This window comes from Streptomyces sp. NPDC033270 (assembly GCF_055576575.1).
The window spans coordinates 38,801-63,239 of record NZ_JBVIRA010000036.1 but is presented as its reverse complement, the minus strand read 5'-3'; the positions used below and the strand labels follow the sequence as shown (position 1 = coordinate 63,239).

23 protein-coding genes and 3 pseudogenes are annotated in these 24,439 nt (G+C 68.4%); 12 read left to right on the top strand and 14 right to left on the bottom strand.

The genetic code is table 11. The annotated features are described in order from the left end of the window. Positions 1 to 116 (top strand): annotated as a pseudogene (locus ACZ5XZ_RS35340) (GNAT family N-acetyltransferase); the annotation flags it as partial. Positions 117 to 311: 195 nt separating this feature from the next. Next, complete coding sequence (locus ACZ5XZ_RS35335; RefSeq protein ID WP_468985854.1) at positions 312 to 662, top strand: hypothetical protein; 351 nt, start codon at positions 312 to 314, stop codon at positions 660 to 662. Positions 663 to 886: 224 nt separating this feature from the next. On the opposite strand, the gene ACZ5XZ_RS35330 is transcribed toward ACZ5XZ_RS35335, so the two are convergent. From ACZ5XZ_RS35330 to ACZ5XZ_RS35300, 7 genes and pseudogenes are all read right to left on the bottom strand, one after another. After that, positions 887 to 1,840, bottom strand: coding sequence for an IS481 family transposase (locus tag ACZ5XZ_RS35330; protein ID WP_468985852.1), 954 nt, complete (start codon positions 1,838 to 1,840; stop codon positions 887 to 889). A gap of 137 nt (positions 1,841 to 1,977) precedes the next feature. Further along, positions 1,978 to 2,822 (bottom strand): IS5 family transposase gene (locus tag ACZ5XZ_RS35325; protein WP_468985850.1). Its coding sequence is split into 2 segments (ribosomal slippage): positions 1,978 to 2,492 and positions 2,492 to 2,822, totalling 846 coding nucleotides; the frame shifts between segments, so codons are not numbered across the junction. Positions 2,823 to 2,899: 77 nt separating this feature from the next. Beyond that, the gene (locus ACZ5XZ_RS35320) at positions 2,900 to 3,760 is read right to left on the bottom strand and encodes a hypothetical protein (RefSeq protein WP_468985848.1); all 861 of its coding nucleotides are present in this window, start codon (positions 3,758 to 3,760) and stop codon (positions 2,900 to 2,902) included. A gap of 8 nt (positions 3,761 to 3,768) precedes the next feature. Continuing rightward, positions 3,769 to 4,536, bottom strand: coding sequence for a TIGR04255 family protein (locus ACZ5XZ_RS35315; protein WP_468985846.1), 768 nt, complete (start codon positions 4,534 to 4,536; stop codon positions 3,769 to 3,771). Positions 4,537 to 4,678: 142 nt separating this feature from the next. Continuing rightward, positions 4,679 to 5,590, bottom strand: coding sequence for a hypothetical protein (locus ACZ5XZ_RS35310; RefSeq protein WP_468985843.1), 912 nt, complete (start codon positions 5,588 to 5,590; stop codon positions 4,679 to 4,681). 401 nt (positions 5,591 to 5,991) lie between these two features. Continuing rightward, positions 5,992 to 6,345, bottom strand: coding sequence for a hypothetical protein (locus ACZ5XZ_RS35305; RefSeq protein ID WP_468985864.1), 354 nt, complete (start codon positions 6,343 to 6,345; stop codon positions 5,992 to 5,994). Positions 6,346 to 7,009: 664 nt separating this feature from the next. After that, positions 7,010 to 7,336, bottom strand: a pseudogene (locus ACZ5XZ_RS35300) (helix-turn-helix domain-containing protein); the annotation flags it as partial. Positions 7,337 to 7,366: 30 nt separating this feature from the next. Here ACZ5XZ_RS35300 and ACZ5XZ_RS35295 point away from each other — a divergent pair. Continuing rightward, positions 7,367 to 7,903: a DUF7691 family protein gene (locus ACZ5XZ_RS35295; RefSeq protein WP_468985842.1), complete on the top strand. Its 537-nt coding sequence runs from the start codon at positions 7,367 to 7,369 to the stop codon at positions 7,901 to 7,903. Between the two features lie 79 nt (positions 7,904 to 7,982). Here the strand turns inward: ACZ5XZ_RS35295 and ACZ5XZ_RS35290 are convergent, their stop codons facing one another. Then, complete coding sequence (locus ACZ5XZ_RS35290; RefSeq protein WP_468985839.1) at positions 7,983 to 9,365, bottom strand: hypothetical protein; 1,383 nt, start codon at positions 9,363 to 9,365, stop codon at positions 7,983 to 7,985. A 137-nt stretch (positions 9,366 to 9,502) separates the two neighbouring features. On the opposite strand from ACZ5XZ_RS35290, the gene ACZ5XZ_RS35285 reads away from it, so the two are divergent. The 4 genes from ACZ5XZ_RS35285 (at position 9,503) to ACZ5XZ_RS35270 (ending at position 13,559) form a co-directional block, all read left to right on the top strand. Next, a complete protein-coding gene (locus ACZ5XZ_RS35285) occupies positions 9,503 to 9,634 on the top strand; it encodes a hypothetical protein (protein WP_468985838.1) in 132 nt (43 codons plus the stop codon). 163 nt (positions 9,635 to 9,797) lie between these two features. Then, positions 9,798 to 11,318 (top strand): asparagine synthase-related protein, encoded by a 1,521-nt coding sequence (locus tag ACZ5XZ_RS35280; RefSeq protein WP_468985835.1) that lies wholly within the window; start codon positions 9,798 to 9,800, stop codon positions 11,316 to 11,318. A gap of 76 nt (positions 11,319 to 11,394) precedes the next feature. Then, positions 11,395 to 13,275, top strand: coding sequence for an ATP-binding cassette domain-containing protein (locus ACZ5XZ_RS35275; protein WP_468985833.1), 1,881 nt, complete (start codon positions 11,395 to 11,397; stop codon positions 13,273 to 13,275). A 98-nt stretch (positions 13,276 to 13,373) separates the two neighbouring features. Further along, on the top strand, positions 13,374 to 13,559 hold the full coding sequence (locus tag ACZ5XZ_RS35270) for a hypothetical protein (RefSeq protein ID WP_468985831.1): 186 nt from the start codon (positions 13,374 to 13,376) through the stop codon (positions 13,557 to 13,559). Between the two features lie 729 nt (positions 13,560 to 14,288). Here ACZ5XZ_RS35270 and ACZ5XZ_RS35265 read toward each other — a convergent pair. Then, positions 14,289 to 14,642: a hypothetical protein gene (locus ACZ5XZ_RS35265; RefSeq protein WP_468985830.1), complete on the bottom strand. Its 354-nt coding sequence runs from the start codon at positions 14,640 to 14,642 to the stop codon at positions 14,289 to 14,291. Positions 14,643 to 14,889: 247 nt separating this feature from the next. On the opposite strand from ACZ5XZ_RS35265, the gene ACZ5XZ_RS35260 reads away from it, so the two are divergent. After that, the gene (locus ACZ5XZ_RS35260) at positions 14,890 to 15,138 is read left to right on the top strand and encodes a hypothetical protein (protein WP_468985827.1); all 249 of its coding nucleotides are present in this window, start codon (positions 14,890 to 14,892) and stop codon (positions 15,136 to 15,138) included. 461 nt (positions 15,139 to 15,599) lie between these two features. Here the strand turns inward: ACZ5XZ_RS35260 and ACZ5XZ_RS35255 are convergent, their stop codons facing one another. After that, the gene (locus ACZ5XZ_RS35255) at positions 15,600 to 15,905 is read right to left on the bottom strand and encodes a hypothetical protein (RefSeq protein WP_468985824.1); all 306 of its coding nucleotides are present in this window, start codon (positions 15,903 to 15,905) and stop codon (positions 15,600 to 15,602) included. 377 nt (positions 15,906 to 16,282) lie between these two features. Between ACZ5XZ_RS35255 and ACZ5XZ_RS35250 the strand changes: the two genes are divergently transcribed. Then, positions 16,283 to 17,125 (top strand): hypothetical protein, encoded by an 843-nt coding sequence (locus ACZ5XZ_RS35250; RefSeq protein WP_468985822.1) that lies wholly within the window; start codon positions 16,283 to 16,285, stop codon positions 17,123 to 17,125. 113 nt (positions 17,126 to 17,238) lie between these two features. On the opposite strand, the gene ACZ5XZ_RS35245 is transcribed toward ACZ5XZ_RS35250, so the two are convergent. From ACZ5XZ_RS35245 to ACZ5XZ_RS35235, 3 genes are all read right to left on the bottom strand, one after another. Further along, positions 17,239 to 17,565, bottom strand: coding sequence for a winged helix-turn-helix domain-containing protein (locus tag ACZ5XZ_RS35245; RefSeq protein WP_468985819.1), 327 nt, complete (start codon positions 17,563 to 17,565; stop codon positions 17,239 to 17,241). Further along, positions 17,562 to 18,050: a hypothetical protein gene (locus tag ACZ5XZ_RS35240; RefSeq protein WP_468985816.1), complete on the bottom strand. Its 489-nt coding sequence runs from the start codon at positions 18,048 to 18,050 to the stop codon at positions 17,562 to 17,564. The genes ACZ5XZ_RS35245 and ACZ5XZ_RS35240 overlap by 4 nt, the downstream gene beginning before the upstream one ends. 418 nt (positions 18,051 to 18,468) lie before the next feature. Then, on the bottom strand, positions 18,469 to 19,413 hold the full coding sequence (locus tag ACZ5XZ_RS35235; protein ID WP_468985814.1) for a LysR family transcriptional regulator: 945 nt from the start codon (positions 19,411 to 19,413) through the stop codon (positions 18,469 to 18,471). 117 nt (positions 19,414 to 19,530) lie between these two features. Here ACZ5XZ_RS35235 and ACZ5XZ_RS35230 point away from each other — a divergent pair, with 117 nt between their 5' ends. Continuing rightward, positions 19,531 to 20,343: an inositol monophosphatase family protein gene (locus tag ACZ5XZ_RS35230; RefSeq protein WP_468985811.1), complete on the top strand. Its 813-nt coding sequence runs from the start codon at positions 19,531 to 19,533 to the stop codon at positions 20,341 to 20,343. Between the two features lie 43 nt (positions 20,344 to 20,386). Further along, on the top strand, positions 20,387 to 21,034 hold the full coding sequence (locus ACZ5XZ_RS35225) for an NADPH-dependent F420 reductase (protein ID WP_468985808.1): 648 nt from the start codon (positions 20,387 to 20,389) through the stop codon (positions 21,032 to 21,034). 360 nt (positions 21,035 to 21,394) lie between these two features. Here ACZ5XZ_RS35225 and ACZ5XZ_RS35220 read toward each other — a convergent pair. Next, positions 21,395 to 21,784: pseudogene (locus ACZ5XZ_RS35220) on the bottom strand (RNA-guided endonuclease InsQ/TnpB family protein); the annotation flags it as partial. A 1,046-nt stretch (positions 21,785 to 22,830) separates the two neighbouring features. Here ACZ5XZ_RS35220 and ACZ5XZ_RS35215 point away from each other — a divergent pair. Next, entirely contained in the window at positions 22,831 to 24,309 is a 1,479-nt protein-coding gene (locus ACZ5XZ_RS35215; protein ID WP_468985805.1) for an MFS transporter, read from the top strand. The last annotated feature ends 130 nt before the right edge of the window (positions 24,310 to 24,439 follow it).

Here is a 24,439-nt window from a genome sequence, read left to right as displayed (position 1 = left end):
GATCAGTCTGGCTGGAGTACTCCGGGGAAGGATCCCGCCGCGTCTACGAGCGCGCCGGCTACCGACCGCAAGGCACTCGCCTCTACCTCTCCTTGCCGCCAGCGCAGCAACCCTGACGGCACCAACACGCTCGGGGACGGCCGCCTGCCGCCCCCGAGTTCCCAATGCCCCACCTGTCGGCGTACTCGAGAATGTGCTCAGTGAAGTACGGACGAACGTGCTCAGCGAGATGACAGGCTGTTCGCTCGGCTCGAGCGGAGTCGTGGCACGATGACTTTGTGGAAAGTCCTGGTCTTTCAGCGCGTCGTCGCATGCTGATCGAGGCGGTCGTCGTGGTCGCGGCGCCTGCTTCGGATCAGGTGGCTTGGCTGGACAAATTCGACGTGCCGCCGGACGAGATCGCCTTGGGCTTCGATGATGCCTTCCGCCTCGCTGGGCGACTGGTCGATGAGGGTCAGCTCAGTCGTGATGTGTTGCCCTTGCTGCAGATGATCGATGAGGTTTTCAGCGAGATGTCCCAGGACACCGACGTGGATCGGTGGACAGGGGAGGCATTGTCCACCGACGCCGGGTGGGGACGCGCCCGGCAGTTGGCGCGAGAAATTCTCACCGCGGAAGGCGAAGAGGCGTCTCCGCTGCCAAACATCCGCATCGTTCGATGAGTCCCAACCCGGCCTGCGGTCTATGCCGTCTCTTTCGGATCTTGTCGAGGTCCAGCCCTGGGCCCCCGCTGGCGCGCACGGGTCGGCGCCGGGGTTCTCTGGGTGGGCGAATCACCAGAGGCCGAAGAACCGTGTCCACCACGTGGGCCGCGCTGCGAAGTGCTCCAGCGCGCTGGGGCCCTCGTAATCTCTCTCCAGCAGTTCTCCGAGGATCCACAGCCGGCCTAGGTGTGTTGACCGGACAGGTTGGTGACGCGGCTGGCGGGGGTGTGGCCGCTGATTCCGGTGTGGGGTCGGTGGTAGTTGTACCAGTCCAGCCAGTTGGGAAACGCTGCTTGTCGTTGGGCGTCTGAGGTGTAGGGCTGTTGGTAGGCCCATTCGTCGGTCAGGGTGCGGTGGAAGCGTTCGACCTTGCCGTTGGTCTGGGGTCGCCAGGGCCGGGTCCATCGCGGGCTGATGCCCAGGTCGCGGCAGGTCTGGCGCCAGGTGTTCTTGCTGTAGGCCCAGGTGTTGTCGGTCAAGACCCGTTCGACGGTGATCCCCCGGGCGGCGAACCATGCCGTGGCCTGCGTCAGGAAGCCGGCGCAGGTGTCTGCCTTTTCGTCGGGGAGGTCTTCGGGGTAGGCGAGTCTGGTGTGGTCGTCCAGGGCGGTGTGGAGGTAGGCGAGCCCGGCTCCGTTGCGGTTTTTGCGTCCGGCTGCCCGGCCGAGGGCTTTGTGGCCGCCGCCGTCGGGGATGCGGCCGAGTTTCTTGACGTCGATGTGGATCAGTTCGCCGGGGCGGGCGCGTTCGTAGCGGCGGACGGGTTCGCCGGTGGCCCGGTCGCAGGCGGCCAGCGGCGGCAGGCCGTGCCGGGTGAGGATCCGGTGGGCGGTGGACGCTGCGACACCGGCGCGGACGGCCAGCCGCAGCGGGCCGATCCGGTGCTCGCTTCGCATGCGGACGACCTTGTCCTCCACAGCTGTCGACGTGCGGTGCGGCTGATGGTGGGGCCTGCTTGAGCGGTCCTGCATCCCCGCGTGCCCGTGCCGTTGGTAGCGGCCGGCCCAGCGTGCGGCCGTCGTGTGACTGACCTGGAACCGTTCCGCGGCTCGACGCAACGGCCAGCCGTCATCGACGACGCACCGGGCAAGCCGCAGCCTGCCCGTCGGCGTCAGCGGGGCGTTACGGTGGATCACGAGGGCCTCCTGCACTCGGCGGTAGATGTCGCAATCCCCACCGAGCCAGAAGGCCCTCACCTCGTTCAAACACCCTGACAGGCATGTCGCCTGTCACCAACGTCCCGGGAAAGCACACCTAGGGCGTTTCTTTCGGATCACCTTGCTGACCAGATGAAGATGGCTGCGAGGTGGAGTCCGGCGAGGTAGATGGTGGCGGTCTTGTCGTAGCGGGTGGCCAGGCCGCGCCATTGCTTGAGTTTGTTGATGCACCGCTCGACGGTGTTCCGCTGTCTGGAGGCCTCGCGGTCGAAGGCCGGCGGGCGGCCGCCGAGACGGCCGAGTCGCTTGCGGTTCGCGGCCTGGTCGGCGGGCTGTGGGATCACCGCGCGGATCCCACGGCGCCGCAGGTGGTGGCGGATTGCCCGGGATGAATACGCCTTGTCCGCGAGGAGCATTGCGGGCGTCGTCCGCGGTCTGCCGACCGGTCGGGGCACCCGGATCCGTGCCATGACCTGCTCGAATGCGGGTGCGTCACCGGCCTGTCCCGGTGTGAGGACGAACGCCAGCGGCCGGCAGCGGTTGTCGGCGGCGAGGTGGATCTTCGTGGTCAGTCCGCCGCGGGAGCGGCTGAGGGCATGGTCGGCCGGCTCGCCGGCCGGGGCCCCTTTTGACGGGCCCCGGCGGCGTGCTGGTGTGCACGCACGATCGTGGAGTCGACCGCCACCACCCACTCCAGGTCGCCCTCGACGTCCGCCTGGGCGAGCAGGGCGGTGAAGACCTTCTCCCATGTGCCGTCGACGGCCCAGGTCCGCAGCCGATTGTGGACGCCCTTCCACGACCCGAAGTGTTCGGGCAGGTCCATCCACGGCGTCCCCGTGCGGTACTTGAACGCGATCGCGTCGATCACCTGCCGATGATCACGCCACCGCCCACCCCGCTTCGGCGTCCGGTCCGGCAGCAACAGCTCGATCCGAGCCCACTGGGCATCAGTCAACGACACACATCAACCAACGATCAGATGATCCCCAAGAAACGGCCTAGCAGCCTCCAGCATCACCGAGACCGAAGAAGCAATCCCTATTGCTTCTCGGCCCCGGCTGGTGGTGGTGGGGCAATGATGTGCACGGGGCGTCGTTGGGCCTCACGCTCTTCGGTGTCAGCAGTGGGAGGCGGAGTGGGATGCAGACCCTCGATCGGTTCCCACCGGGGTGCTGGGGCGGGGGAGGGGTAGAGGAGCGGTTTGGCGAGCTTGGAGAGCTTCCGGCGGCCTTCGGCATCCTTGAGCATGCTTCTGCGCAGGGCGCCTGCCTGCTTGGCCTCAAGCCACTCGCGTGCCTCTGCCCTTCCGAGCGCGCTGACGAGTGAGGCGACGAAGGCGTGTGTTTCGAAGAGATCCAAGGTGGGGCCGTCGTAGGGCTGAATGCCGTTCTTCCAGTTGTACAAGGATCTGCGGTAGCCGCCCGCCAGTTGTGCGGCTTCGGCCTCGCTGACTCCGAGCCATCCTGCGATGTCGTTGACTGCTTTGATGGCTCGTGTGGCCCGGTCTTGCGGCAAGGGGGTCTCTTCGACAGCTGATTCGGTCGGCGCTACGGCGACGGTTGCGGGCACGGGAGCTGCGCAGGAAGACAGCTCGAGTGCCGGAAGAAGCGTTGTCTCCTCGTGCACTGTGGTGGTCCATGCGCGAAGCGGGCGTGGCGCCAGCAGCTGCATCAGGCTTTCGCTTCTGGTGACTGTTCGTCGGCACATGTCCAGATAGGCCATGAGCCAGCCGGAGCGAGCCTGAGCCTCCAGAACACTGGTGAGGTTCTCGGTCACTTGGGCCGCAGCCTCTGCTGCCGGCTGCAGGCTGCCTGGTGTGGTCCCTTCCAGAAGCGGTCTGCCGACCGGCGTCTGGTCGATTCCGGAGAATGCCTCAAGTGCCACCGTGGCGTCTCCCATCGTTCCCCCTAGGAGTAGAAGTCGCGCAGGGCCTCCGTGGTCCCTTTTTCGAAGGCGCGAAGTGCTGAGATGTGAAGTTCCTCCGCTGTTTCCATGATCGATGCAGACCCGAACGGGCGTGCTCCCTGGCGTGAGCAGTCGTTGTCCAGGATGTACGTCAACCGGCCTGTGCTCTCGTCCTTCTGGAAGCCATGCCTGACGACCAGGCTCTGTTCGGGACTGGGCTGGATCTCCATAACCTGCATCGCTGCGCTGATCGACGGGCCCACCGAGCTGTAGAGCTTCTCCTGGAAGATCTCCTCACCGATGAAGCGTCTCCAGTCGAGTGGAGAGCGGACATCGGGATGCGAGAACTGATTGACGAAGCGCAGGCCTACTCGGTTTTCCACCCGCGGTGAGATGACCTTCTCTACGGCCTTAACAAGCCGGCCCAGTGTGGTGGAGAACTCCTCCCACCCCGGGTACTCCGTGGTCTCGATCGCGAAGTGATCGTTTTGCAGCGTGACCAGCCAGGCGCCGTTCTGCATCCGCCAGCCTCGGGCCAAGGGGTCCGTATTGGGACGCACGCTGACGTGCTGGTCGACCTGGACATTTATACCCTGAATGACATGTTCACTGAGAGGGGCCTGCCAACCCAGGGCATCCCTGACGCTGACGGCACGCTCAATGGAGCTTGCTGCATATTCCGTCTCATGCCGGATCTGGCAGACAACCAGCCCCACGGGCGGTCGCTTGAGAGGGCGGTCGTGCGGAGTGCCGGTGAGCCAGCCTGTCACATCTCCACCTCGCTCCCCGAAGCGAGCTCTCCCCTGGCTTGCAGCGGCAACTTTCACGAACTTGCACTCCTCACTGTCTCGCGGGGGTCTCTTCCTGTCAACACAAAACAGGACACTTTGGTGACTCTTTGAAGGCGCGCAGCTACCCTTTGCTCAGGCTTCGATGCGGCTTCCCCAGCACGGTCAGGTCCCGGTACTCCGTCACGGTGATCTCGTTCAGTCGTTTGAACTCAGGACCTGCGATGATCAGTGCCCTCCCTGCCGAGGCCCTGAGGCAGTCCACCGTCTCCCGCCACCACCGCACGCACTCATCACTTGGGTCATCTGCGCCGGAAAGGAGGACGATCTCTACGCGGGTCGGCGCAAGGCGACTGTCACTGTCAACGGCCCACTCTGCGATCTCGCGGTCAACCGTCTTCCACAGCGCCTTGTCGCTCCGACGCAGGCTGTCCAGGGCATCGTTTACGGGCTGCTGTACATGCTCGATGAACGCGCTTCCCATAGCCGGCCGCCGCCTCAGCCAGGAGAGTGCCTCACCCACAACCTCCTGTTCGGCTTCGCTGCCGAAGCCTCGCACGGGGCTCTGTCGGGCAAGCCAGCTCTTCTCCACCGGCTGGTCGAAACGCAGGTCGGCCACCCAGAAGCCGGGGGAGTGCAGATGCAGCGCTGGGAGATGCACAAAGTGCACCATGTTCCCGTTGATGATGTGCCCACGCTGCCCGCCATCCAGGTAGTCCAGATTCACCACGGGCGCTACCTGGACAAACGGCTTCTTGGGCCTGGCGACATCAGGCTCGGCGATGTCGCACGTTGCGGAAGTGATCATCGCCCACGGTGTCGCGTCAGCAGGGTCCACCATCATGGGCATGTCCGCAGAGAGGGACTGTCCGTATCGCTTCGACGTCTGGACCAGCGGCGCACCCGGCGAGCCGAAGTAGACGAAAGAGGGGCTCGGTACAACATCGCCCTGACTGAACTGCTCCAGCCCTTCAAGAGTCCCCTGTGGCCACTCCTCGCGAGCTGACGGCATCCCGTCATCGACAAAGCTCGCCATGACACCCCCGATCACACACTGCTTCGTCAGGCGAAGTCAGGACCTTGGATCACAACCCCCAGCACTCCCGTAACGCCAGGAGTACGCAGAGTTACAATAAGGGATACGGTCCTATGGCGTAACCATTCCCGACAACTCTCATAGATCATCAAATGATGCGACTGGCCATCGCGTTATCTCGATCACCGGTTCGGGCTTGTCCAGCGCTTCTGGAGTGGGGGCTCTCGCCCTCCAGGAGGCCGCTTTGGCGCAGCGAGGAAGAGGGCCAACTCGACGGAAAGTCACAGGACTTGCCCCGTCCGTGAGTCAACGACTGGCGCGGTGAACTGTCACGTTGCGACAGGCGGCGGCACCTGACCACACGTCAAAGCGCCACGAGGAATGCCGCGACCACCTACCGGTCATGTGCCGTTGTGGACTTCTTGGCAACGGCCGAGGGTCCACGTGATGTCTTCTGTCGCCGGGTCATACGACCATGACGCCGCAATGCCAACGGCAATGAGACCGTCGAGTGCCGCGGTCAAGGTGCCAGGCGCCATCGCGCGCACGTGCGCCAACCGGTCGGCTTCAAGCAGGCCGCAGACATCGCTGGGGGAGAGACGCGCAGTCAGCGCCAGCGCGACCAGACGACTGGGGGCTGCCACTCCGCGCAATGCAGGGTGCGCGGCCAGCCGAAGCGCCCAATCGGCGGCGCGGGCGCGATCTCGGCGGCCGGGAACCTGAGCAAGGACGGTGCCATCGATGAGCTGTGCCACGACCCCGGGGCGCCCCGATGCAGAAGCTGCGACCGGCACCAGTGCGATGGGGCCCGAGCATCCGCGGTGCCGGGGATGCCACTGACAGCCTCGCTCGTGGCACCGGCAGGTGCGCAGATGCGCCAGCAGAGCGTCGCGCCGGGCGTGGCCGGCCAGATGGCCCACCACAGTAGGCCGCACCGCTGCTGTCCCCAGCGTCACTGGCCGACTGGCCGGAGGGCAGTGCGGGCAGGCCATCACAGGGCCGCCGCACTGCGGTCGCAGCTCGACTGTCCAGGTGCGCCGCACTGCTCGTCCGGTCGCGCACAGCCTCATGGCCACAAGCCTTTCCATCTCGTCCGCATCGAGGTCGATCGGGTCTCCATGTCGTGGTGGGGGAGGGGCGGGCGGAACGGTAGTGCAGACCTCTGCCCTCCCTCGCACTGCCACCACCTGCGGAAATAGGGCAGAGGTCTGCACCGTCGGATGGGAAGGTGACGATCTTCCCGCCCGCCCCGAACCTCACCGCCCTGCGCCTGGAGCTGGGACGGCTGCGGGCCGACGGCGTCAGCTCGGCCACGAGCCGGTCGGCCTCCTCCGGAGGCAGCTCGGGAAGGTACCGGGTGATCCGCTGCACGAGCTCGGTCCATGCCGACCTCGCCGGGCCAGGGCCGGTCACTGCTCGCCCGGGCGCCGCAACGCGTACCCGCCGCGCCGGCGGTGCCTTCGCCGCACTCGCGTTCTCGCCGTTCGCCGTCGGCTTGGCGACCTGGGCGCGGACCTCGGTGACCGCGATCAGGTCGGCCGGGGTGACGTCGAGGATGCCGCACAGGGCGGCCAGGACGTCCATCGACAGACGCTGCGGGGGCTGAGCCACCAGGCGATTCACCTGCTCGCGGGAGAGGTGGACACCGTAGTCGGCCAAGAGCGGGACCAGGTCTGTGGTCTGGTACATGTCCCGCTCCGCCATCAGCCGGCGCAGGTTCCACGTGAACCCCATGCGCTGCACCACTGCGGCATAAACATCCCTCCACCACCGCGCTTGCTCCAGGTCATCCGCGATAGCTTCAGCGACGACCTGGCCTCGGACGACAGCTGGTTCTCCTCTGAGATACAGCGCGGTGCCCCCACCGCTTACGAGGCACTGCACGCTGTGGTGCACGGCGGTCCATTCCCGGCCGACGGGCAGTACGCCTTCCAGTACGGCCACGCCTACAAGCGCCTGCGCTCTCTGACCGGGTCCTTCCTCGACAACTCCTGCTTCTGCCCGTTCCGTGGCGACTTGCTGGAGGTCGTCGACGAGGGGCTGCGAGCGCTGCGAATCACCGCGGTCTCGGTGGTCGAGTTCGGCTACTACGGCGGCATGCCCGATGCTGTCCCGCACTATGACCTGCCGCGGTGCGGTGAGTGGACGCACGAGCAGTGCCTGGAGGCGCTGGAGCAGTTCGAGCAGACCAAGCGGGAGGGCGCCGCCCCGCCGCAGGAGCCCGAGGTGGTCGAAGCCGTCATGGACGTCACCGGCTGGCTCCGCCACGCGGCGGCGCGCCCCAGCTTCGGCATCGTGGGTTTCGTGTCCTGAGGCCTGCCTGGTAGCTGTCACGGATCGGTCTTTCGGCCCCGGAGATCAGTCGGGCTGACCGTAGGAATCCGGGGCGTGGTCAACCGTGGTGGGAGAGGAAGGCGCGGGCTCGTTCGTCGAGTTCGGCAACGCACCGGACACCGCGGGCCCGGTACGGCCGCAGGTCCGAGCGCAGGGAGCGCACGGCCTTCAGGGTGCGGGCGGACTTCACTCCGGCCATGGTGGTGATGGCTCGGCCCCAGGTGGTGCACGCCTGCTCGATGCTGCCCTGCTTGGCCTGCTGCTCGGCTTGGGCGACCAGGTCGAGGGCGATGATCCGCGCGTACGTCGTCCCGGGCCGGCTCGCCGCTGCGGTCGCGTACTGCCGTGCGGCGTTGTGTCGGTCGCCGAGGGTCTCGAACACCTTCGCCGTTCGGGAATGCACGGTGGCCGCCGGCGGGCCCCACACCAGTGCCCAGAACGGCACTTCCTGCCCGGCCCGGGAGCCGGCGCCCAGGGCAGCTTGGGCGCGGTCGACGTCCGCCAGAGCCCGCTGGGATTGTCCTGTCTTGGCCAACGCGTGTGCGTGGGTGATGGCGAACAGCGCCTCGATGTGTTGATCGACGCGGCCCTTGGCGCGGTTCCATCCGGTCTCGGCCAGTGCCAGGCAGCGCTCGGGCCGGTGCAGCTTCATGCCCTGCTGCGACATCGTGCGCATCACGAATCCGTCCTGCCCGGGGACGCCTGAGGCTCGTGCGAGCGCGAGCGACTGGAGGTAGTACCGCTGGGCGAGCCCCTGCTCCCCGCTGTCGTAGGCCTTCCAGCCGCATAGGTGGGCTGCTGCCGAGGCGACGGAGAGCGCCTCGGCGCGGACTTCGTCGCTGGCGAACCGGCCCCGGCACAGCCCGGCGACGTCGGTGATGAGGTACTGCACGAAGGCCGAGCGGCCGTGCTGCCCGCCGTGGCGTTCGTCCATGTCCATGAAGAGCTTGACCATGTCGCGTACGGCGGCGACGTCGGCGTGCCCGGCGACCGCGCCGCCGCTGATGGTGCGGGTGCGGGCGGCGGCTTCCTCGACGGTCTGCAGCGGCAGGGTCGCGGCGGCCATGGAGTAGGCGGAGGCGGCCAGAAATCGGCGGCGGTTCACATCGGCCTCCCCGATGGCTGTGAGCGTCACGATGGGATCAACGTCCAGCGTCAGTCCGATGCTTTCATCCTCACCGCCCTCCGGGGAACCGAGTCCGAGGTCTTCGCGGGTGATCCGACGGCCGAGGCGGCGGGCGAGCGCTTCGGCCAGGTACCCGGGCGTCGCCCCGGACGGTTCAGCGCCGAGCGTCCAGTGGTGGACGGCCGACTGGTTCGTGCCCAGGTGCTGGCCGCTCTCCAACGCGATGGCGCGTACGGCCCGGGCGATGCCGTCGTACGACAGCCCGGATGCCTCGATCAGCGTTTTGAGCTGGTGGTTCGGCGTGCGCTGGGTCATGGGGTCCTGCCTCGTATACCCGATATACGGCTCCACGCGCTCGACACGGAACCCCTCAACTGCCCTGCCAGGTTCACTGATTGAGCAAGCCCGGTGACACACCGTCCACCGGGATTGACCAGTGAGAGGGGTTCGCGATGGAGGTCAACAAACGGCCGTGGGAGTCGGTGTTCGCAGGGCCGGAGATCACCGCCGCGCCGGGTGACACCGCCCGCTTCGAGGAGAAGGCGCCGCCGGACACCTCGGACCAGGGCCGGTTCGAGGACTGATCCGACACCGCCCGTAAAGCACCACCAGCGTCACCGGGGCCCGCGTCTGGCCGAAGCCGCGCGGGCCCCGCCGCGTGTCACCGCCGAGAAGGGATGAAGAGGGATGTGGACGTGCTTAGTCGACCTGCGCACCGGTAGTTCGGGTCCGTGGGAATGGCGCGGAGTGGACGAGGGCTGGGGCCGGGGCGGTGACCTCATCCGACCGCTGGACCACCCGGCGCTTGAGGCACGGGCGGCCAGCGATGGCACCCGCACGTTGCTGGTCGTCCGGGAGAAGGCCGCTGGCCGCCCCTCGCTGCTGCGCTCGCTGTCGCCCGCCCGGGGCGACGCCGCGGTGTATGGCCGCATGCTGAAGGAGTGCCAGGACTGGCCTCTGCAGAGCATCTGGATCGAGGCGGGCCCGCACGGGCTCCGGCTCCAGACCGGGCTGGGCGGGGTGTGCCCGCTGTACCTCGCGTACGACGGCGGGCGCCTGGCCGGCTCGTGGCAGCTGATGGACCTGCGCGACCACCTCGGCCCGGACCGGCTGGACGAGCGGGAGGTGATGCGACTGCTGAGCGGCTTTTCCCGCTACGGCCACGACACGCTGTTCAGCACCGTCAAGCGGCTGTCAGAACGCTCCACCGCGTACGCGGACGCCGAGGGCCTGCGCATGGTCTACCCGGCCGCGGCCGAGCACGCCCAGCCCTCCGAGCTGGCCGAAGGCGCCGACGAGCGCGCGTTGGTGGAGGCGTTCGAGGACCTGACCGCCCACGTCTTCACCAAGCGGCCGGTGGTGCCGGGGCAGACCGCCGCCCAGCTGTCCGGCGGCATGGACTCCACCAACCTCGCCATCTCCCTCGCCCTCGCCCATCCGGGGGCGATCACCCCCTGCGCGATGCTCATCGGCGGGCAGGCCGGGCCCCAGCGGGAGGACCGGCGCCGCAGCGTCATCGAGCAGACCGGATTCGCCGCCGACTGCACCGTACGGGCCGCCCACCACCTGGCGCTGTCCGCGGGCGGCCTGCGCCGGGCGCGGGCAGAGGCGATCAGCCCGCTGGACGAGCCACACCTGGAGTCGGCTGACGCGCTCGCGCAGGCCCTGCGCGCCCGGGGCATCCACACGGTGGTGGCCGGGTTCGGCGGCGACGAAGTCGCCCGCGTCCGCCGCCTTGAGCGCGGGCCCGTACGGACGCCGAGCGCGCCGGCCTGGTGCGGCGAGCGGGTCCGCGACCTGCTGGGCGAGGTGGATGCCGGGATCTCCCCGGCCACCGTGGCGCCGGAGACCGCGCTGGTCGCTCTGGAAGTCGCCACGCCGCTCCTCGCGCGGCGCGGGCTGTGGGCCGTCGCCCCGTTCACCGACCAGGAGACCGTCCGCTTCGGCCAGCGTCTGCCAGTGGCGTGGAAGGCGGACAAGCGGCTGCTGCGCGGGCGACTCGCCGCCCGCGGCCTGCCCGACGAGGTGGTGAACCCACCGCTACGGGAGAACTTCGGACATCTGATGGACCGTGCGGTGCACGAGTACGCCACCGGATTGCTTCGCGGCTGGGGCAAGGAACTCCACCTCATCGAGCAGGGCTACCTCGATGCCGCGGCGCTCGCCGAGACCGTCGAGCGGGCCTGCCTCAGCCCCACCGACGCGGCGCCGTACCGCATGGGCCTGTTCCTGATCAGCGCCATCGAACTGGGCCTACGGGCCCTGTAGACGGCATCTCCACCAGGTGGGCGACTTCGGCGCAATCGGCCCCGTCCGCTCCGGCGCCCCCGCGAGGATGGGGCGGGTGACCGACTCCTCACCCGCCCCGAAAGCCCCCACTGCATCAACGCAGCAGGTCGGATACCGCCCTGACCCGCATGCCGAGGACATCGCCACTGCCACCTGGTGGCGCATCGCCGCCCGCCTCCCACGCACGCTTGCCGCCGCCGTACGTCTTGGCTGGGCCGCCGACCGGCCGGCGATGCTGTGGCTGGGCCTGTGCCAGCTCGTTGTCGCCGCCTCCGCGGCCGTCGCCCTCGCGGCTCTGCCCGGGGCGATGAACCACCTCTTCGGCGGCGGCAACGTCGCGGAGCGGGTCACGGCCGCCGCCCCCGCGCTCGTCGTCGCCGCCGTGGCGGCCGCGGTGCGGGCCGGGGCGGACGCCCTCGCCGTCTACGCCGCCACCCGCCTCGCGCCTGAGGTCGCCACCGAGGCCGATCTCCAGATCCTCATCGTCGCCCCCCAGGTCGAGCTGGAGGCCTACGACCGGCCCGGCTTCACCGACCGCCTGCAAGCCGCCGGCAAGGGCGCCGAGGCGACCGAGGACTTGATCGGCGACGCCCAGGCCATGGTCTCCGCGCTCGCCCAGCTCGTCGCGGCGGCCTCGGTGCTTACGGTGCTGCACCCGATGCTGCTGCCCCTGCTTCTCCTGGCCGTCGTGCCCAAGGGCGCCGCCGCGGTGACCACTGCCCGTATCCAGCACCGGGCCGACTTCCAGAACGTCTCGGACAACCACCTGCGCTACCTGCTGCGGTACTACTCCACCGACCGCCGCACCGCCGCCGAGGTCCGCGCCGCCACCATGGCCAGCTTCCTTCACACCTGGTACCGCCAGATCACCGACCGGATCAAAGCCACCCACCGGGCGGCGGCCCCGCGCGTGCTGCGGGTGACCCTGATCGGCTCCACCCTCAGCGGGCTGATGCTCGCCACGACGTGGGCCGCGCTGGGCTGGCTCGCCGCCACCGGGCGGATGGACCTCGCCGTCGCCGCGACCGCCGTGGTCGCGGTACGCACCTCCACCGGGGCGCTGACCTCGCTGGTGATGGCCGCGGCCCGAACCTTCCGCACCTCGCTGTACCTGGAGGACTGGCAGAGCTTCCTGCGCCGCGCCAAGGCCCTGCGCGCCGAGCGCGGCACCAAGGCGCTCCCGGCCGGCGCACCCGCCGAGATCGAGGCGAGGGACGTCACGTACGTCTACCCCGGAGCCGACTCCCCAGCAGTCGAGGGGGTCAGCCTCACCCTGCGCCAGGGCGAACTGATCGCGCTCGTGGGCGAGAACGGCTCCGGCAAGACCACGCTCTCCCGCCTCCTCACCGGGCTGTACCTGCCCAGCTCGGGCTCGGTCACCTGGGACGGGACCGACCTCGCCGAGGCCGACCCGGAGGGCGTGTGGGCCCGGGTCGGGCTGGTGCCGCAGGACTACACCCGCTGGCCCATGGACCTGCGCGCCAACATCCACCTCGGCCAGCCCCGTGCCACTGACGACGCAGCGGTGCTGGAAGCGGCCCGCGCGGCCGGCGCGGACAGCGTCATCGCCAAGGCTCCGTTCGGGCTCGACACCTTGGTCGCGAGCTCCAACTGGGGCGGCACCGACCTTTCCGGCGGGCAATGGCAGAGGATCGCAGTCGCCCGCGCCTTCCACCGCGATACCGCCATGCTGATGCTCGATGAGCCCACCTCCGCGATGGACAGCCGGGCCGAGCACCTGGTGATCCGCCGCTTCAAGCAGCTCGCCGAGGGCAAAGCCGCTGTCTTCGTCACCCACAACCTGGAGAACGCTCGCATCGCGGACCGCATCATCGTCCTCGACCGCGGCCGGATCGTGGAGGCGGGGACCTTCGACTCCCTCCTGGATGCGTCCGGATTGTTCGCAGAGCTGTACAAACTTTCTCAAGACCGGTGAGAACCGCCTCGCCGACCGGCCACGCGCGGACCGCGACCGTTCGCGTGGGACGTGCAACAGCTGCACCAGGATGCCAGTCTGCTCTTCGCCCTGTGTGCGTGATCGCCCCCGACATCCGCGTCCGCGCCGCGGCCGGCAACGCAACGACCACCGTCTGGCTGCACGACGGCCACACCTCCTGGGCGACGATCGAGTCCGCCGAGGACGGGGGCTGGCCGTATCCCGGCAGGGCTGCCCGCGCCGCCTGGCAGCCGAGCTGGATGCGGCCTGGCACGGATGGGTAGCCGACGACGCACCGACGCTGTACGACTTCGGCATGACACGTACCCGGGAGGATCAGTACATCTGGGCGCTCGACCCTGAGACGGGCCCCCGCTGGTCAACCGTCGAAACTCGCCCGCTCTGGGCCGCGTAATGACGGTGGTGCGGACGCCTCCGCACCACCAGGCGGCGCTGTGAGGGTAAGCAGCCCGACGCCGTTCTCATGGCCTGAGCGTGCGGCCTCCACGCGGCAACACCCGCCCGCTCCTGCGCCGTCGGGGCTGGTCGTCGCCTCAACGGTCATCTCCTGGTCCCCGCGGCCGCGCGCGGCCGGAGCCTCCAGCAGCAGATGGCTGGCGCCGTGCAGCGGCCGGCGCGGTGCAGCTTCACCACGCGAACGGATCCAAAGAGCGATCGTCACCTCCGACCAGGCACTGGCACGGCTACGTCTCGGGGACCCGCAGTCTGCCGCTGCTCTGCTCCATGACCGTGTGGACGCAGCTTCCGCGACCGGCGGACGGGTGGCCACGATCCGGCTGCGACGTGCCCGACACGAGCTGCGTCCCTGGCGCAGGGAGGAATGGGTTGCCAGCCTCGATGATCACCTCATCGACTCTCTGGGTGCGTGAGGCTGCCCGCAAGTGCGGCGGAACCGGTGAACAGCGGCCGGCTGCGGCACGGGCCACCACCAGGCTCGTTGTCCCCGGCCACCCGGCCGTGAGGGCGCCACCGGGTAGGAGTGCCCGGGTGGGCTATGGCCTGTCCCCTGCGTAGTGGGCCAGCAGCATTCCCAGGGCAGTGACGTGACTGTCGGCCTGGTCGGCAGTGGTTTGGTCGCCGCCAGCGAGTTCGCGGGCGAGGTGCAGTACGAGGCCGAGGCCGGGGCGGTTCTGGCTGTAGAGCAGGACGCGACGGGTCCTGTTGCGCGGGATGGAGGGCGGGAGGTGGCCGATGTTGTGTTCCTTCAGCTGCTGCTCGATGCGTTCGACGACCCGGGCGCCGGCCGCACCGGCGTCGGCGAGGGCGAGCAGTTCGGAGACGTTCCAGACGAGGTAGCCGCCGCAGGTCTCGATGAGGTCCGGCAGGTGATCCCATGTGGTGGTCATGTGCGGCCGTCCTGGGCAGTTGGTGGCGAGGGTCGTCGGGAGCGGTGACCGATGCCCATCCGACCCGAGAACCGCGACCGGTACCCGAACGACTGGCGCCTTCGCCCCCGAACAGAAGCCTAGATGGACGTGGCAAGGAACGAGAACGGCAGCCACAGCCCGGCCTTCCACGAGCGCTGGGAGCCGGTCAAACGGCTCCGGTGGCACGCCGGGATCGTCGCGCTCGCGAACCGGCCTGCGTATCGAGGTGACCGACCACGGCCCCGGCGAGCGGATAGACCGGCTCGTGTACGGCACGGTGCGCTTCAGCCTGACCGTCCACGGCATGCGGAGCCTGATCGGCAACGGTCCGATGCACCTCGCCGACGCCTGGTCGTTCCAGGACGGCGTGAAGGCCGGGGCCATCGCGGCGTCCCGGCTTCAAGAGGGAATGGCGAGTGCAGTGACGACAACCGCGAGCACGTTTTCCCTCGCACCCACACGCGATCCTCTGTGAGTTGACCTGGTAGCCGTTCAGCGTGCGGACCCGCCGACGAGCTGAAATCTTCTGTGCAGCCCAACACAGATGTTTGATACGCAGACGGTCCATACGGTCATCCTGCGGTCACCCCGTCTGCTGAGTCACCGGCTCCCGGTCGGCTCCTTCAGGGGCTTGAAGAAAATATCTGGCCAGCTCACGAGGGTGACTATCCAAATGCCTCGCAATAGGCACCACATCCTGGTCCCGTAGCCGGGCCCGCGCACCAGTCGGCCGATGTCAGGTTCCACCCATATAGCGCACGCGAGCCTGGCGGGCCAAGCGGCGAACCAGAGTCGGCCCCCAGTCGTTGTCCATGGACGTGTAGCACAGCGCGAAGACGAGCCAGTCGATGTCCTCGTCGCTCCAGGTGGCGGCAACAGTACGCAGAACCCGCCGGAGCGCCGGCGGTCTACCGTCGGCGGCTCGACGCTGTGCGATCACCTCCTTCTCACGAGCTTTGCTGGCAAGCCGGTCGGGATCGGGCTCAGCAGTGCGTGGGCCTGGTCGACAGTGGCAATGGCTTCGCTGACGGCGGCATCCGCAGCGTTGCGATCGGCCTGGCCCAGTTCCAGCGAGGCCAGGCGGTCCCGCAGGGTGGTCAGTTCGTCCCGGTACTCGGCCAGTTTCGTGTCGCGGTCGGTGAGGTCCTGTTGGTGAGCCTCGGCGTTCCTGGTGAGGCCGTGACGCAGTTCGGTGATGAGCCGCTGAGCTCGGGCGAGCTCTTCCTGGGCTGCGGCATGCACCGCGGCCTCCCGCCGTCGCCGCCCGGCCTATACCACTGAGTCGTGATTCTGCGTCTGAGTCATATTTTTAAGCCAAGAGCTGGGATAGGACGGGTCTGGGCGACTCGTGCGGTTACCCGGTCGGGCTGCGACAGCATCGCCGGTGGGCTGTGAACCCCAAGTACGTCGGCATGGCGGCCGAGTTGTTACCGACAGGAGTTGTAGGGGTGGGAGAGCGTGACGCTCCTCACCTCAGCGATGCACAGGCCCGTCTGCGTGAGGATGCCTGGGCTAAACGGGGCGAAAGATGGCGTAGACCTGTTTATAGAGCTTTGCCCATTCCTATGCCACATCTAGCTTGATCGCCCAAGCAAGTAGCCATGTGGAAATAGGTAGTAGTGGAGAAGATGCGTAAAATAAAGTGGAGTGTTCCGACGGTCGCTGCAGTGGTCGCCTCGGGGTTCTCGACGGTCGCTGCGGGCGTAGCGATGACGATGGTGCTTACCGTCGGGAGTGCCGCCAGTGCGAATGCTCCGACGCGCACCGGGCCGGCGCCTGCAGTCGCGGGGCGATCGGCTGCGACGGTCCAGGTGGCTGCGAACGACACAGCGGCGCGGAACTTCAAGGACGCGTTGCAGCAGTTCCGCAAGGACCATGCAGCGGCCCCCGCAAAGGTCAAGGCCGACGCTGTGGCACGGGTGAAAAACCAGATAGCCTCCGGCAAGTTGGCGACCCACTTGCCCGAGGGCGCGCACCTGGCGATCGAGCGTGCTCGCGCAGCCGTCGGGCCGGACGGTACTACCCTGGCGATCCCCATCCAAGGTGGGGGACTGCTTGCCGCGAGCGGCCTGACGGTGCAGATCGGCAAGGACGGTGCGCTGCGCAGTGGCGAGTCGCAGTTCAAGCCCACGGGGCCGAATTCTGGGGTGTGGACGGCTTGGATGGACGGCGTCCTCACGCAGCACGTGAGCGCCTCGGGTGACGGCGCGTCGTCCCCGGCGACCGGTCCTGTGCCGAAGGCGACCTCGGGGGGTCAGGTCCTGCAGGCGGGTTTCACCTCGGGTGGTCACGTCCAGCAGGCGGGTTTCTGGGACGACCTTAAGAAATGCATCGATGACGACTCGATTCCCGGCTGGGTGATGGGGATCCTCGGGGCGCCCTGCGCGGCCATGGGGCCTGCGTGCGCGGCAGCTGTGTCCTTGTACTACGGCAACGAGGTCCTCACCTGCCTGGGCATGTAGCTGCTCGATCAGAGGCCGCCGGGCACCTCAAGAATTCGAGGTGCCCGGCAGCCTCTGCACGGTTGGGGCGCAGGCACGGCTTCCGCCCGTCGCTACTTTCAGGTACGGGGTAGTCAGGCGTCCGGGTTGGTGTCCTGGTCAGTTTCACGCTGGAGTAGCCGCTGCAGTGCCGCGACGTGTCGGCTGTATCGGGCCTGGCCCAGCGGGGTGATGCGGAACCAGGTGCGTGGGCGCCGTCCGATCCCACCTTTGCGGATCTCGATGTAGCCCGTGTCTTCCAAGGCGCGGCTGTGCTTGGAGACCATCGAGTCGCTCAGTCCCGTCGTCTCCCGGACCGTGCGGAACTCTACCCACTGCGGTCCTGCGGCCAGCAGCGCACAGATCGACAGCTTCGGCAGCTGATGGATCACGGGGTCCAGACCCTCGGACGTGTCCGTCACCGCCGCTGGCTCCCGGTCAGGATGTCCCCACGGATTCCCGCAGCCATCCAGGTCATTAGGAACGCGATCACGCTCCCTGAGACCACCGCGACCACGATGGCCGCCCATGCGGCGCCGCTCGTCGAAGCGTTCAGGCGGCCCAGCCCGAACACCGCCGCCAAACTGCCCAGGCACACCACGACGAAGGCGGGGAAGCGCCGGCGCAACGACGGATACATCGTGAACGGCGTCACATCTCGCCGGTTCATTCCAGACCGCACGGAGAACACCACGATCAACGCCAAGAACAGCAGACCGCCGACCTGGCCGTACGGCAGGTCCGGTATACCCAAGCGACGGTAGCCGGCCGCCGGGAACGCACTGCTGATCGCAAGCGTCCAGGACGCCGCGCTCAACACCGGAAACCACCAGCCCAGCCGGACCCGCGCAGCCGAGGCCTGGTTCTGACGAGCCACAACGTCCATGCCTGCCCGGTACTCGTCCATCCGCTCGCTCCTCACGCAAAGTAACTTTCCAAGTGGAAACTACTTTCTGGGCTCGTATTTTGGCAACCCGAGCATGAAGAGCCCCCAGTGGCGGCGACGTTGCCATGGGTCACAACAGGACCTCAGCGGTGGCCTTCGACAGTGTCGACCTTGCGCTCGATGACTCCATGGGCTTGAGGGGCGCAGGAGCAGGCGGACGTTGAGTGCCATCCGCTGGACGCGGAGGGAGAGCGCGCGCAACGGCGGCTGCTGTCGTTCCCGGACGGTGAGCCGGTGTTCCAGGGATATGACCCGTGGCTTTATACGCGAGTAGCGACGTCTTTTTGACATGGCATTGGGCGTCGCACGCTCAGGCGACTAGACGGTGTTCACGAGTACGGGAGTCAGCTGCCGCGGGCCTTTCCCCGGGGCGTATCCGTTACTGCCCGGTCCGGTTGGTGAGGGGCTGTTGAGAGGCGGTCGGTGGTGCGAATAGTGCCTGGACGGTTTCGGCGGCCGTTTCGCGCAGCCAGGTGTGGGCGCGGTCGTCGTCGTAGCGCTGGTGCCACAGCAGGTACAGGGGGACGTCGGGCAACTGGAGCGGCAGCGGCAGCGTGACCAGGCCGAGTTGGTCCCGGGCTGCGCGGGTGGCCGCGTCCGGAAGGGTGACGACCAGGTTGGTGCCGAGCGCGAGTTGCAGAGCGAAGGCGGCGGTGGGCCCGGCGGCCACGACGCGCCGTTCGTTGCCGCGCGTGGTCAGAGCGTCATCGATCTGGTCGTGTAGGCGTCCGCGCCGCGAGACGGTGAGGTGTTCGGCGGCCGCGTAGCGTTCGAGGCTCAGCGGGCCTTCGGTGAGCGGGTGGCCTGGGCGTACGGCGACGACCAACCGATCCCTGCCGACGAGGCGGTGGCGGATGTCGGGGAGCGTCGGCCGACTGGAGCTTGATTCGAGGTCGACCTCGCCTCGGCGCAGCTCGGGGGTGTCCGTGCCGGGTTCGGCAGGCAGGCGCAGCTGGACGCCGGGGGCCTGGCGGTGGACGGCGGTGATCAGGGCGGTGCCGCAAGCAGCGGTCAGGACGTCGTGCCAGCGCACGGTGAAGACCCGCTCCAGAGCCGCCAGGTCGAGTTCCTGCTGCGCGGACAGAAGTTGGTGAGCCTGCTGCACGAGAGCGTGGACCTGAGCGCGCATGGCCAGCGCGCGGGTGGTGGGGACCATGCTGCGGCCGGTGCGGACCAGGATCTGGTCACCGGTGGCCTTGCGGATGCGGCCCAGGGAGCGGCTCATCGCCGGTGCGGTGACGTGGAGGCGTGCTGCCGCGCCGGCGACACTGCCCTCTTCCAGCAGGGCGTCCAGGGCGGTGAGCAGGTTCAAATCCAGTTGCATGAGAGTAACTCTATGAGTGAAAAGCATGCACTTGTTGTTAACCATCAGGGCTCCTAACGTCGAAGGGCGGGTGCGGCACAAGCCGCCCCGCAAGGACCGAACCCAGGGAAGCCCGCCATGAGCACAGCCATGCCTTTCGACGCCCACACGACGCTCCTGTCCGACGTGACCGCTGCGGTGAAGGCCGCCGGCCTCACCCTGAGCGACCGCTACACCACGCACGCCCGAGGAGTGAGCCTCGACGAGGTCGTCGAAGAGATCCACGCCAACGACGACGCGGTGCTGGACGTGCTGCGGGAACCGCTGCTGCGGGCCCGGCGAGGATCGCAGTGGGCCGAGGACGAGCTGGCCGGCGGCGCGCTCCCGCCCGGGGAGTGGTGGGTCGTCGACCCGGCCGAGGGCAACATCAACCACGTCCACGGCATGGAGGACTGGGCCGTTACCGCCACCCTGGTCCGCGACAACCAGCCGGTACTCACCGTCGTCCACCTTCCGCTCACCGACGACACCTACACCGCCGTCGCCGGCGGAGGTGCCCGCCTCAACGACCGCCCCCTGAAGGTGTCCACCAAGACCGATATGGGCGCCGCGCTCATCGGCACTGGCCAGGCCAAGCCTGGCGAGGACAAGCGCACCTTCCGGCGGATCGGTGACTCCGTTACCGCCATGCTCATCAACGGCCTGGTCGTGCGTGTGTCCGTTCCCGCCACGATGCAGCTCATCCACGTCGCCGCCGGACGCATGGACGCGTTCTGGCAGTTCTCCGACGTCCGCTCCGGCCTGGTCGCCGGCGCCCTGCTGGTCTCCGAGGCCGGAGGCACCGTCACAGACCTGGCGGGCGAACCCTGGAACACGGGCAGCAGCGACTTCCTGGCCGCCGCCCCCGGCATCCACGCCACCGCCCTCAAGGTCCTGTCGCCGATCGCCTGACCGGGCACCTCCCTCTTCCCGATAGCGCAAGGAGAATCACCTCATGACCAGCATCGGCATCCTGGGCGCCGGCCGCGTCGGCGCCAACCTCGCCAGCAAGCTCTCCCAGGCCGGACACCACGTCATCCTCGGCCGCCGGAGCCCGACGGAAGAGACCGCAGCGGCTGCCCAAGGCACAGGCCCCCGCGTCTCCTTCGCCGACCAGCGCACCACCGCCCGCACCGCGGACATCGTGATCAACGCGACGCCCGGCGACAGCGCCCTTGACCGCCTGGCCAGCCTGCGAACCGAACTCGCTGGCAAGATCCTCATCGACGTCTCCAACGCCACCCGCGACGCCGGCGACGGCCTGCCCGGAGACCTGTGCTATCCCGGCAGCAGCCTCGCCGAGAAGCTCCAGGACGCCCTCCCCGACACCCATGTAGTCAAGACCCTCAACACCATGCTGTTCATGGTCATGACCGCTCCCGAAACCCTGGCCACCCCACCGACCGTCTATGTCTCGGGCAACAACGAACACGCGAAGACGACCGTCACCGGCCTGCTCGGCGACCTGGGCTGGCAGCCCGCATGGATCGAGAACCTCGGCGACATCACCACAGCCCGCGCCACCGAGGCCATGATCCTGGTCGTGCCCCACATCCTGCGCCGGCACGGCTTTGAGCCGTTCGCCGTCTCCCTCGCCCGCTGACCCCGCCAAGACCGGGTTCAGACCAAAGTCAGGCAGCGGGCCGTGCGAGGCAGCTGGGCGCTGCCACGGACAACGTCCGCCGGGCTGCAAGTGACGCCCGAACTCATGGACATTGATCATGCCTACTACGCGCGAGGCGACTCCCGAAGTCGTCGACAAACGACTCCCATTCCCGATCGTCCGGTCCATCGCCCGGCACCCGCACAGGCAGATCACCCGCAGCAGCTGGAGGCCGGCGTCCATCGAGATGCCCTCCTCAGGCAGGTTCGGGAGCGGCACTCTGAGCGCGCCGCTTGATGTTGACGGCGGCGCCGGTGTCAGCGTGCGTCGCATGCCCACAGCGGGTGCACACGAACAGACTGCGGGTGCGGCGGCTCTTGGCATCCGTGTGCCGCACCGATTGCAGGTCTGCGAGGTGTACGCGGGGTTCACCACGCAGACGGTGGTGCCGTGCCAGGGCGCCTTGTACTCGATCTGGCGGCGGATCTCCCCGAAGCCGACGTCGAGAATTGCACGGTTCAGCCCGGCCTTGGCCGCTACGTTCCGCCCCGGCTCTTCCACACTGCCACGCGCGGACCTGGTCATGTTCCGCACCCGGAGATCCTCCAGCGCGACCTGCGCGTACTGGGTCACCAGGCGCTTGGTCAGCAGATGCTGTGTGGAAGAGCGACGCGCAGCAACCAGGCCCTGCAGGCGCGCGACCTGGTCCCGCGCCACTTTCCACCCCTGCGACTGCTGGTGAGTCGGCACCCCCTGGCGTGACGCCGGGACATCCGCCGCTGCCACTTGCGCAACTGCCGCCGCGCGTTGTCCAGATGACGTGGGTTCGCGAACACCTGGACCTTGTCGTCGCAGACGACCAACGGGTCCGACGTCGCAGCGAACACTGCCACTCCCAGGTCCACCCCCACCATTCCCGCCTCCCGCTGCCGCTGCGTCGCACGCACCGCCGGCGGAGCGGGCAGGCGAACGTTGAACGACACGAACCACCGGTGGCCCTCCCGCGCGAGGGTCACGGACTTCGTCGCTCCTCCGGATCGCTGCCCGTGCGGGTCACGCTCCCCGCCGATCCGCACGTGCCGCAGGTCCTCCGACACCAGCCGCACACTGAACATCCGAAACGAATCCCGGCACCTACCGCGCCGCTTGGGCCGCGGGTATCCGACTGGGCTGACGCCCGCCGTGAAGCGCTCTTCCAGTTCGCGAAGGCCTTGTCGGCGTCCCGGAAAGCCTGTTGGCACACGATCGCGTTCACCCCCTTCCACCACGGGTACAGGTAGCGGGGACCTTCGGTCCTTCGCCGGTACCTTCGTCACCTTCAGCCCGGCCGCCCGCCCCCGGGTGTGCTGCCCGGTTTCGCACGTCAGGAGCCGCACCTCACGGGCGGCAAGAGCCTGAATGGCTACCGCGCGGTCGATGATCTCGTCATCTGCGATGGGCAGGCGAACATGCCCGGGCGGGGCAGGTGCCGCGGGGTGTGTGAGTTATCGCGTTGCCTGGACGCCGAAGGGGCCTTTACCCTGTTTGAGTTCCGCCTGTGCCCGTTCCGGGGCCCGGCGCTGTGATGCGAGGTGACGACTTATCTCCCAGGCCAAGTAGCCGTCCGCAGTTCCCCACGTTCTGATCGTTTGAACGTGTCCGGGGGCGGACGTCGCGCTGGCCTGAGTTGCGTCACCCACCCCCGCTTTCCCTTGTCATTTTCCGGGTGCAGCTCTGCCGACTGCCCCGGGTTTCGTGTGTCCCCCCGGCGCGGCTGACGGCAGGGCTCCCCGACTCCTTGCATCAGGAGCCCCACAGTGCCTTCCCCCGCGCTCGACAACGAGCCGCAGCACACCACCCAGCCCCCAACCCGCCCCACACCCGGACCGTCGAGGACGGCTTTGGGAGCCTGGATCGCCCTCTTGGTGCTGCTGGGCGCCGAGCTGATGGACATGCTCGACCAGTCGGTCGTCCTGACCGCCCTGCCCGCGATCCAGGAGTCGACCGGCGCCGGACCGGCCGCGGTGCAATGGCTGACCACCGGCTATTCACTGCCCGTCGCCGTCGGGCTGATCACCGGCGGACGCCTCGGCGATCTCTACGGCCGGCGAAAGATCCTCCTCATCGGCACCATCGTGTTCACCGCGGCCTCGCTGCTGTGCGGTCTGGCCACCGGGCCCGGCGTGCTGGTCGGTGCCCGCATGCTCCAGGGCGTCGCGGTGGCCCTGATGATCCCGCAGGTCCTGGCCACCCTCCACGTCACCTTCGAGGGACAAAACCGCAGCAAGGCGTTCGGTCTCTACGGGGCGGTCCTCTCCCTCGCCAACGTCCTGGGCCCGGTGATGGGCGGCCTGCTCACCGAGGCCGACCTGTTCGGGCTGTCCTGGCGGCCGATCTTCCTGGTCAACGTGCCCGTCGGCCTCGCCGTGCTCCTCCTGGGACGTCGGTTCATCCCCGAGTCGACCGTGCAGAAGGCCGACCGGCTCGACCTCACCGGCATGCTGCTGTCCGCCCTGGCCATTGTCCTGATCGTCTTCTCGCTCAGTGAGGGGCACCTCCATCACTGGCCGCTGTGGTGCTTCGCCATGCTCGCCACCGGTCTCCTTGCGCTGGGCGTCTTCCTGCGCCACCAGCAGCGCGAGCAGAACAAGGCACCCCTCGTGCCCCTGTCCCTCTTCCGGGGCAGGCAGTTCTCCGGCGGCACGGCCGCGCAACTGATGCACGGCCTGCTCTGCGGGCTGTTCTTCATGACCTGGACCCTCTACCTCCAGCGCGGACTGGGCATGAGCCCCTTCCACGCGGCCCTGGCCTTCGTGCTGCTCTCCCTCGGAGAGCTGGCCGGCGCGACGCTCGCGGCGAAGAGCAGCGGGCGCTTCGCCCGCCGCCTTCCCCAGGCCGGAGCCCTCATCGCGTCCGCTTCGATGGCCGCCTACGGACTCCAGGCCGCCACAGCCCAGAGGGACCTGACTCTGCTGACGATGACCGCTCCGGTAGTACTGATCGGTTTCGGCCTCGGCATGGTCAGCGGCCCGCTCGCCGACCTGTCGCTGGCCCGCGTCCCCCACGACAACGCAGGGGCCGCCTCGGGCCTGTTCAACACCGCCATCCACCTGGGCATCGCCCTCGGCACCGCGCTGACCGCCCTGGTGTTCTTCGCCGCCACCGGCGGCTCGCCCGACGCCGGACTCAACCGCGACGCGTTCATCACCGTGCTGTGGTGGGTCGGCAGCCTCCTCGCCCTGATGTGGGCCCTGATGTTCTTCCTGCCCAAGCACACGAAGAACCGGGCCGGCTAAGCCGGTTCCCCAAGGCGGGGGGACCCCCCCGCGCCGCCCCCCCTCCCCCTCCGCCTCCCCCCACCCACAAGGATGGAACCCCCTTTCCCGGTTCCCACAAAAACCCTTTACCACCACAAGCACTGGGGAG

Bases quoted from the DNA above. Each gene is read 5' to 3' on its own strand.
- ACZ5XZ_RS35235 (WP_468985814.1), bottom strand. From the start codon at position 19,413: ATGCAACTGGATTTGAACCTGCTCACCGCCCTGGACGCCCTGCTGGAA.
- ACZ5XZ_RS35240 (WP_468985816.1), bottom strand. From the start codon at position 18,050: ATGGACGAGTACCGGGCAGGCATGGACGTTGTGGCTCGTCAGAACCAG.
- ACZ5XZ_RS35230 (WP_468985811.1), top strand. From the start codon at position 19,531: ATGAGCACAGCCATGCCTTTCGACGCCCACACGACGCTCCTGTCCGAC.
- ACZ5XZ_RS35320 (WP_468985848.1), bottom strand. From the start codon at position 3,760: ATGGGAGACGCCACGGTGGCACTTGAGGCATTCTCCGGAATCGACCAG.
- ACZ5XZ_RS35335 (WP_468985854.1), top strand. From the start codon at position 312: ATGCTGATCGAGGCGGTCGTCGTGGTCGCGGCGCCTGCTTCGGATCAG.
- ACZ5XZ_RS35265 (WP_468985830.1), bottom strand. From the start codon at position 14,642: ATGACCACCACATGGGATCACCTGCCGGACCTCATCGAGACCTGCGGC.
- ACZ5XZ_RS35310 (WP_468985843.1), bottom strand. From the start codon at position 5,590: ATGGCGAGCTTTGTCGATGACGGGATGCCGTCAGCTCGCGAGGAGTGG.
- ACZ5XZ_RS35290 (WP_468985839.1), bottom strand. From the start codon at position 9,365: ATGACCCAGCGCACGCCGAACCACCAGCTCAAAACGCTGATCGAGGCA.
- ACZ5XZ_RS35285 (WP_468985838.1), top strand. From the start codon at position 9,503: ATGGAGGTCAACAAACGGCCGTGGGAGTCGGTGTTCGCAGGGCCGGAG.
- ACZ5XZ_RS35225 (WP_468985808.1), top strand. From the start codon at position 20,387: ATGACCAGCATCGGCATCCTGGGCGCCGGCCGCGTCGGCGCCAACCTC.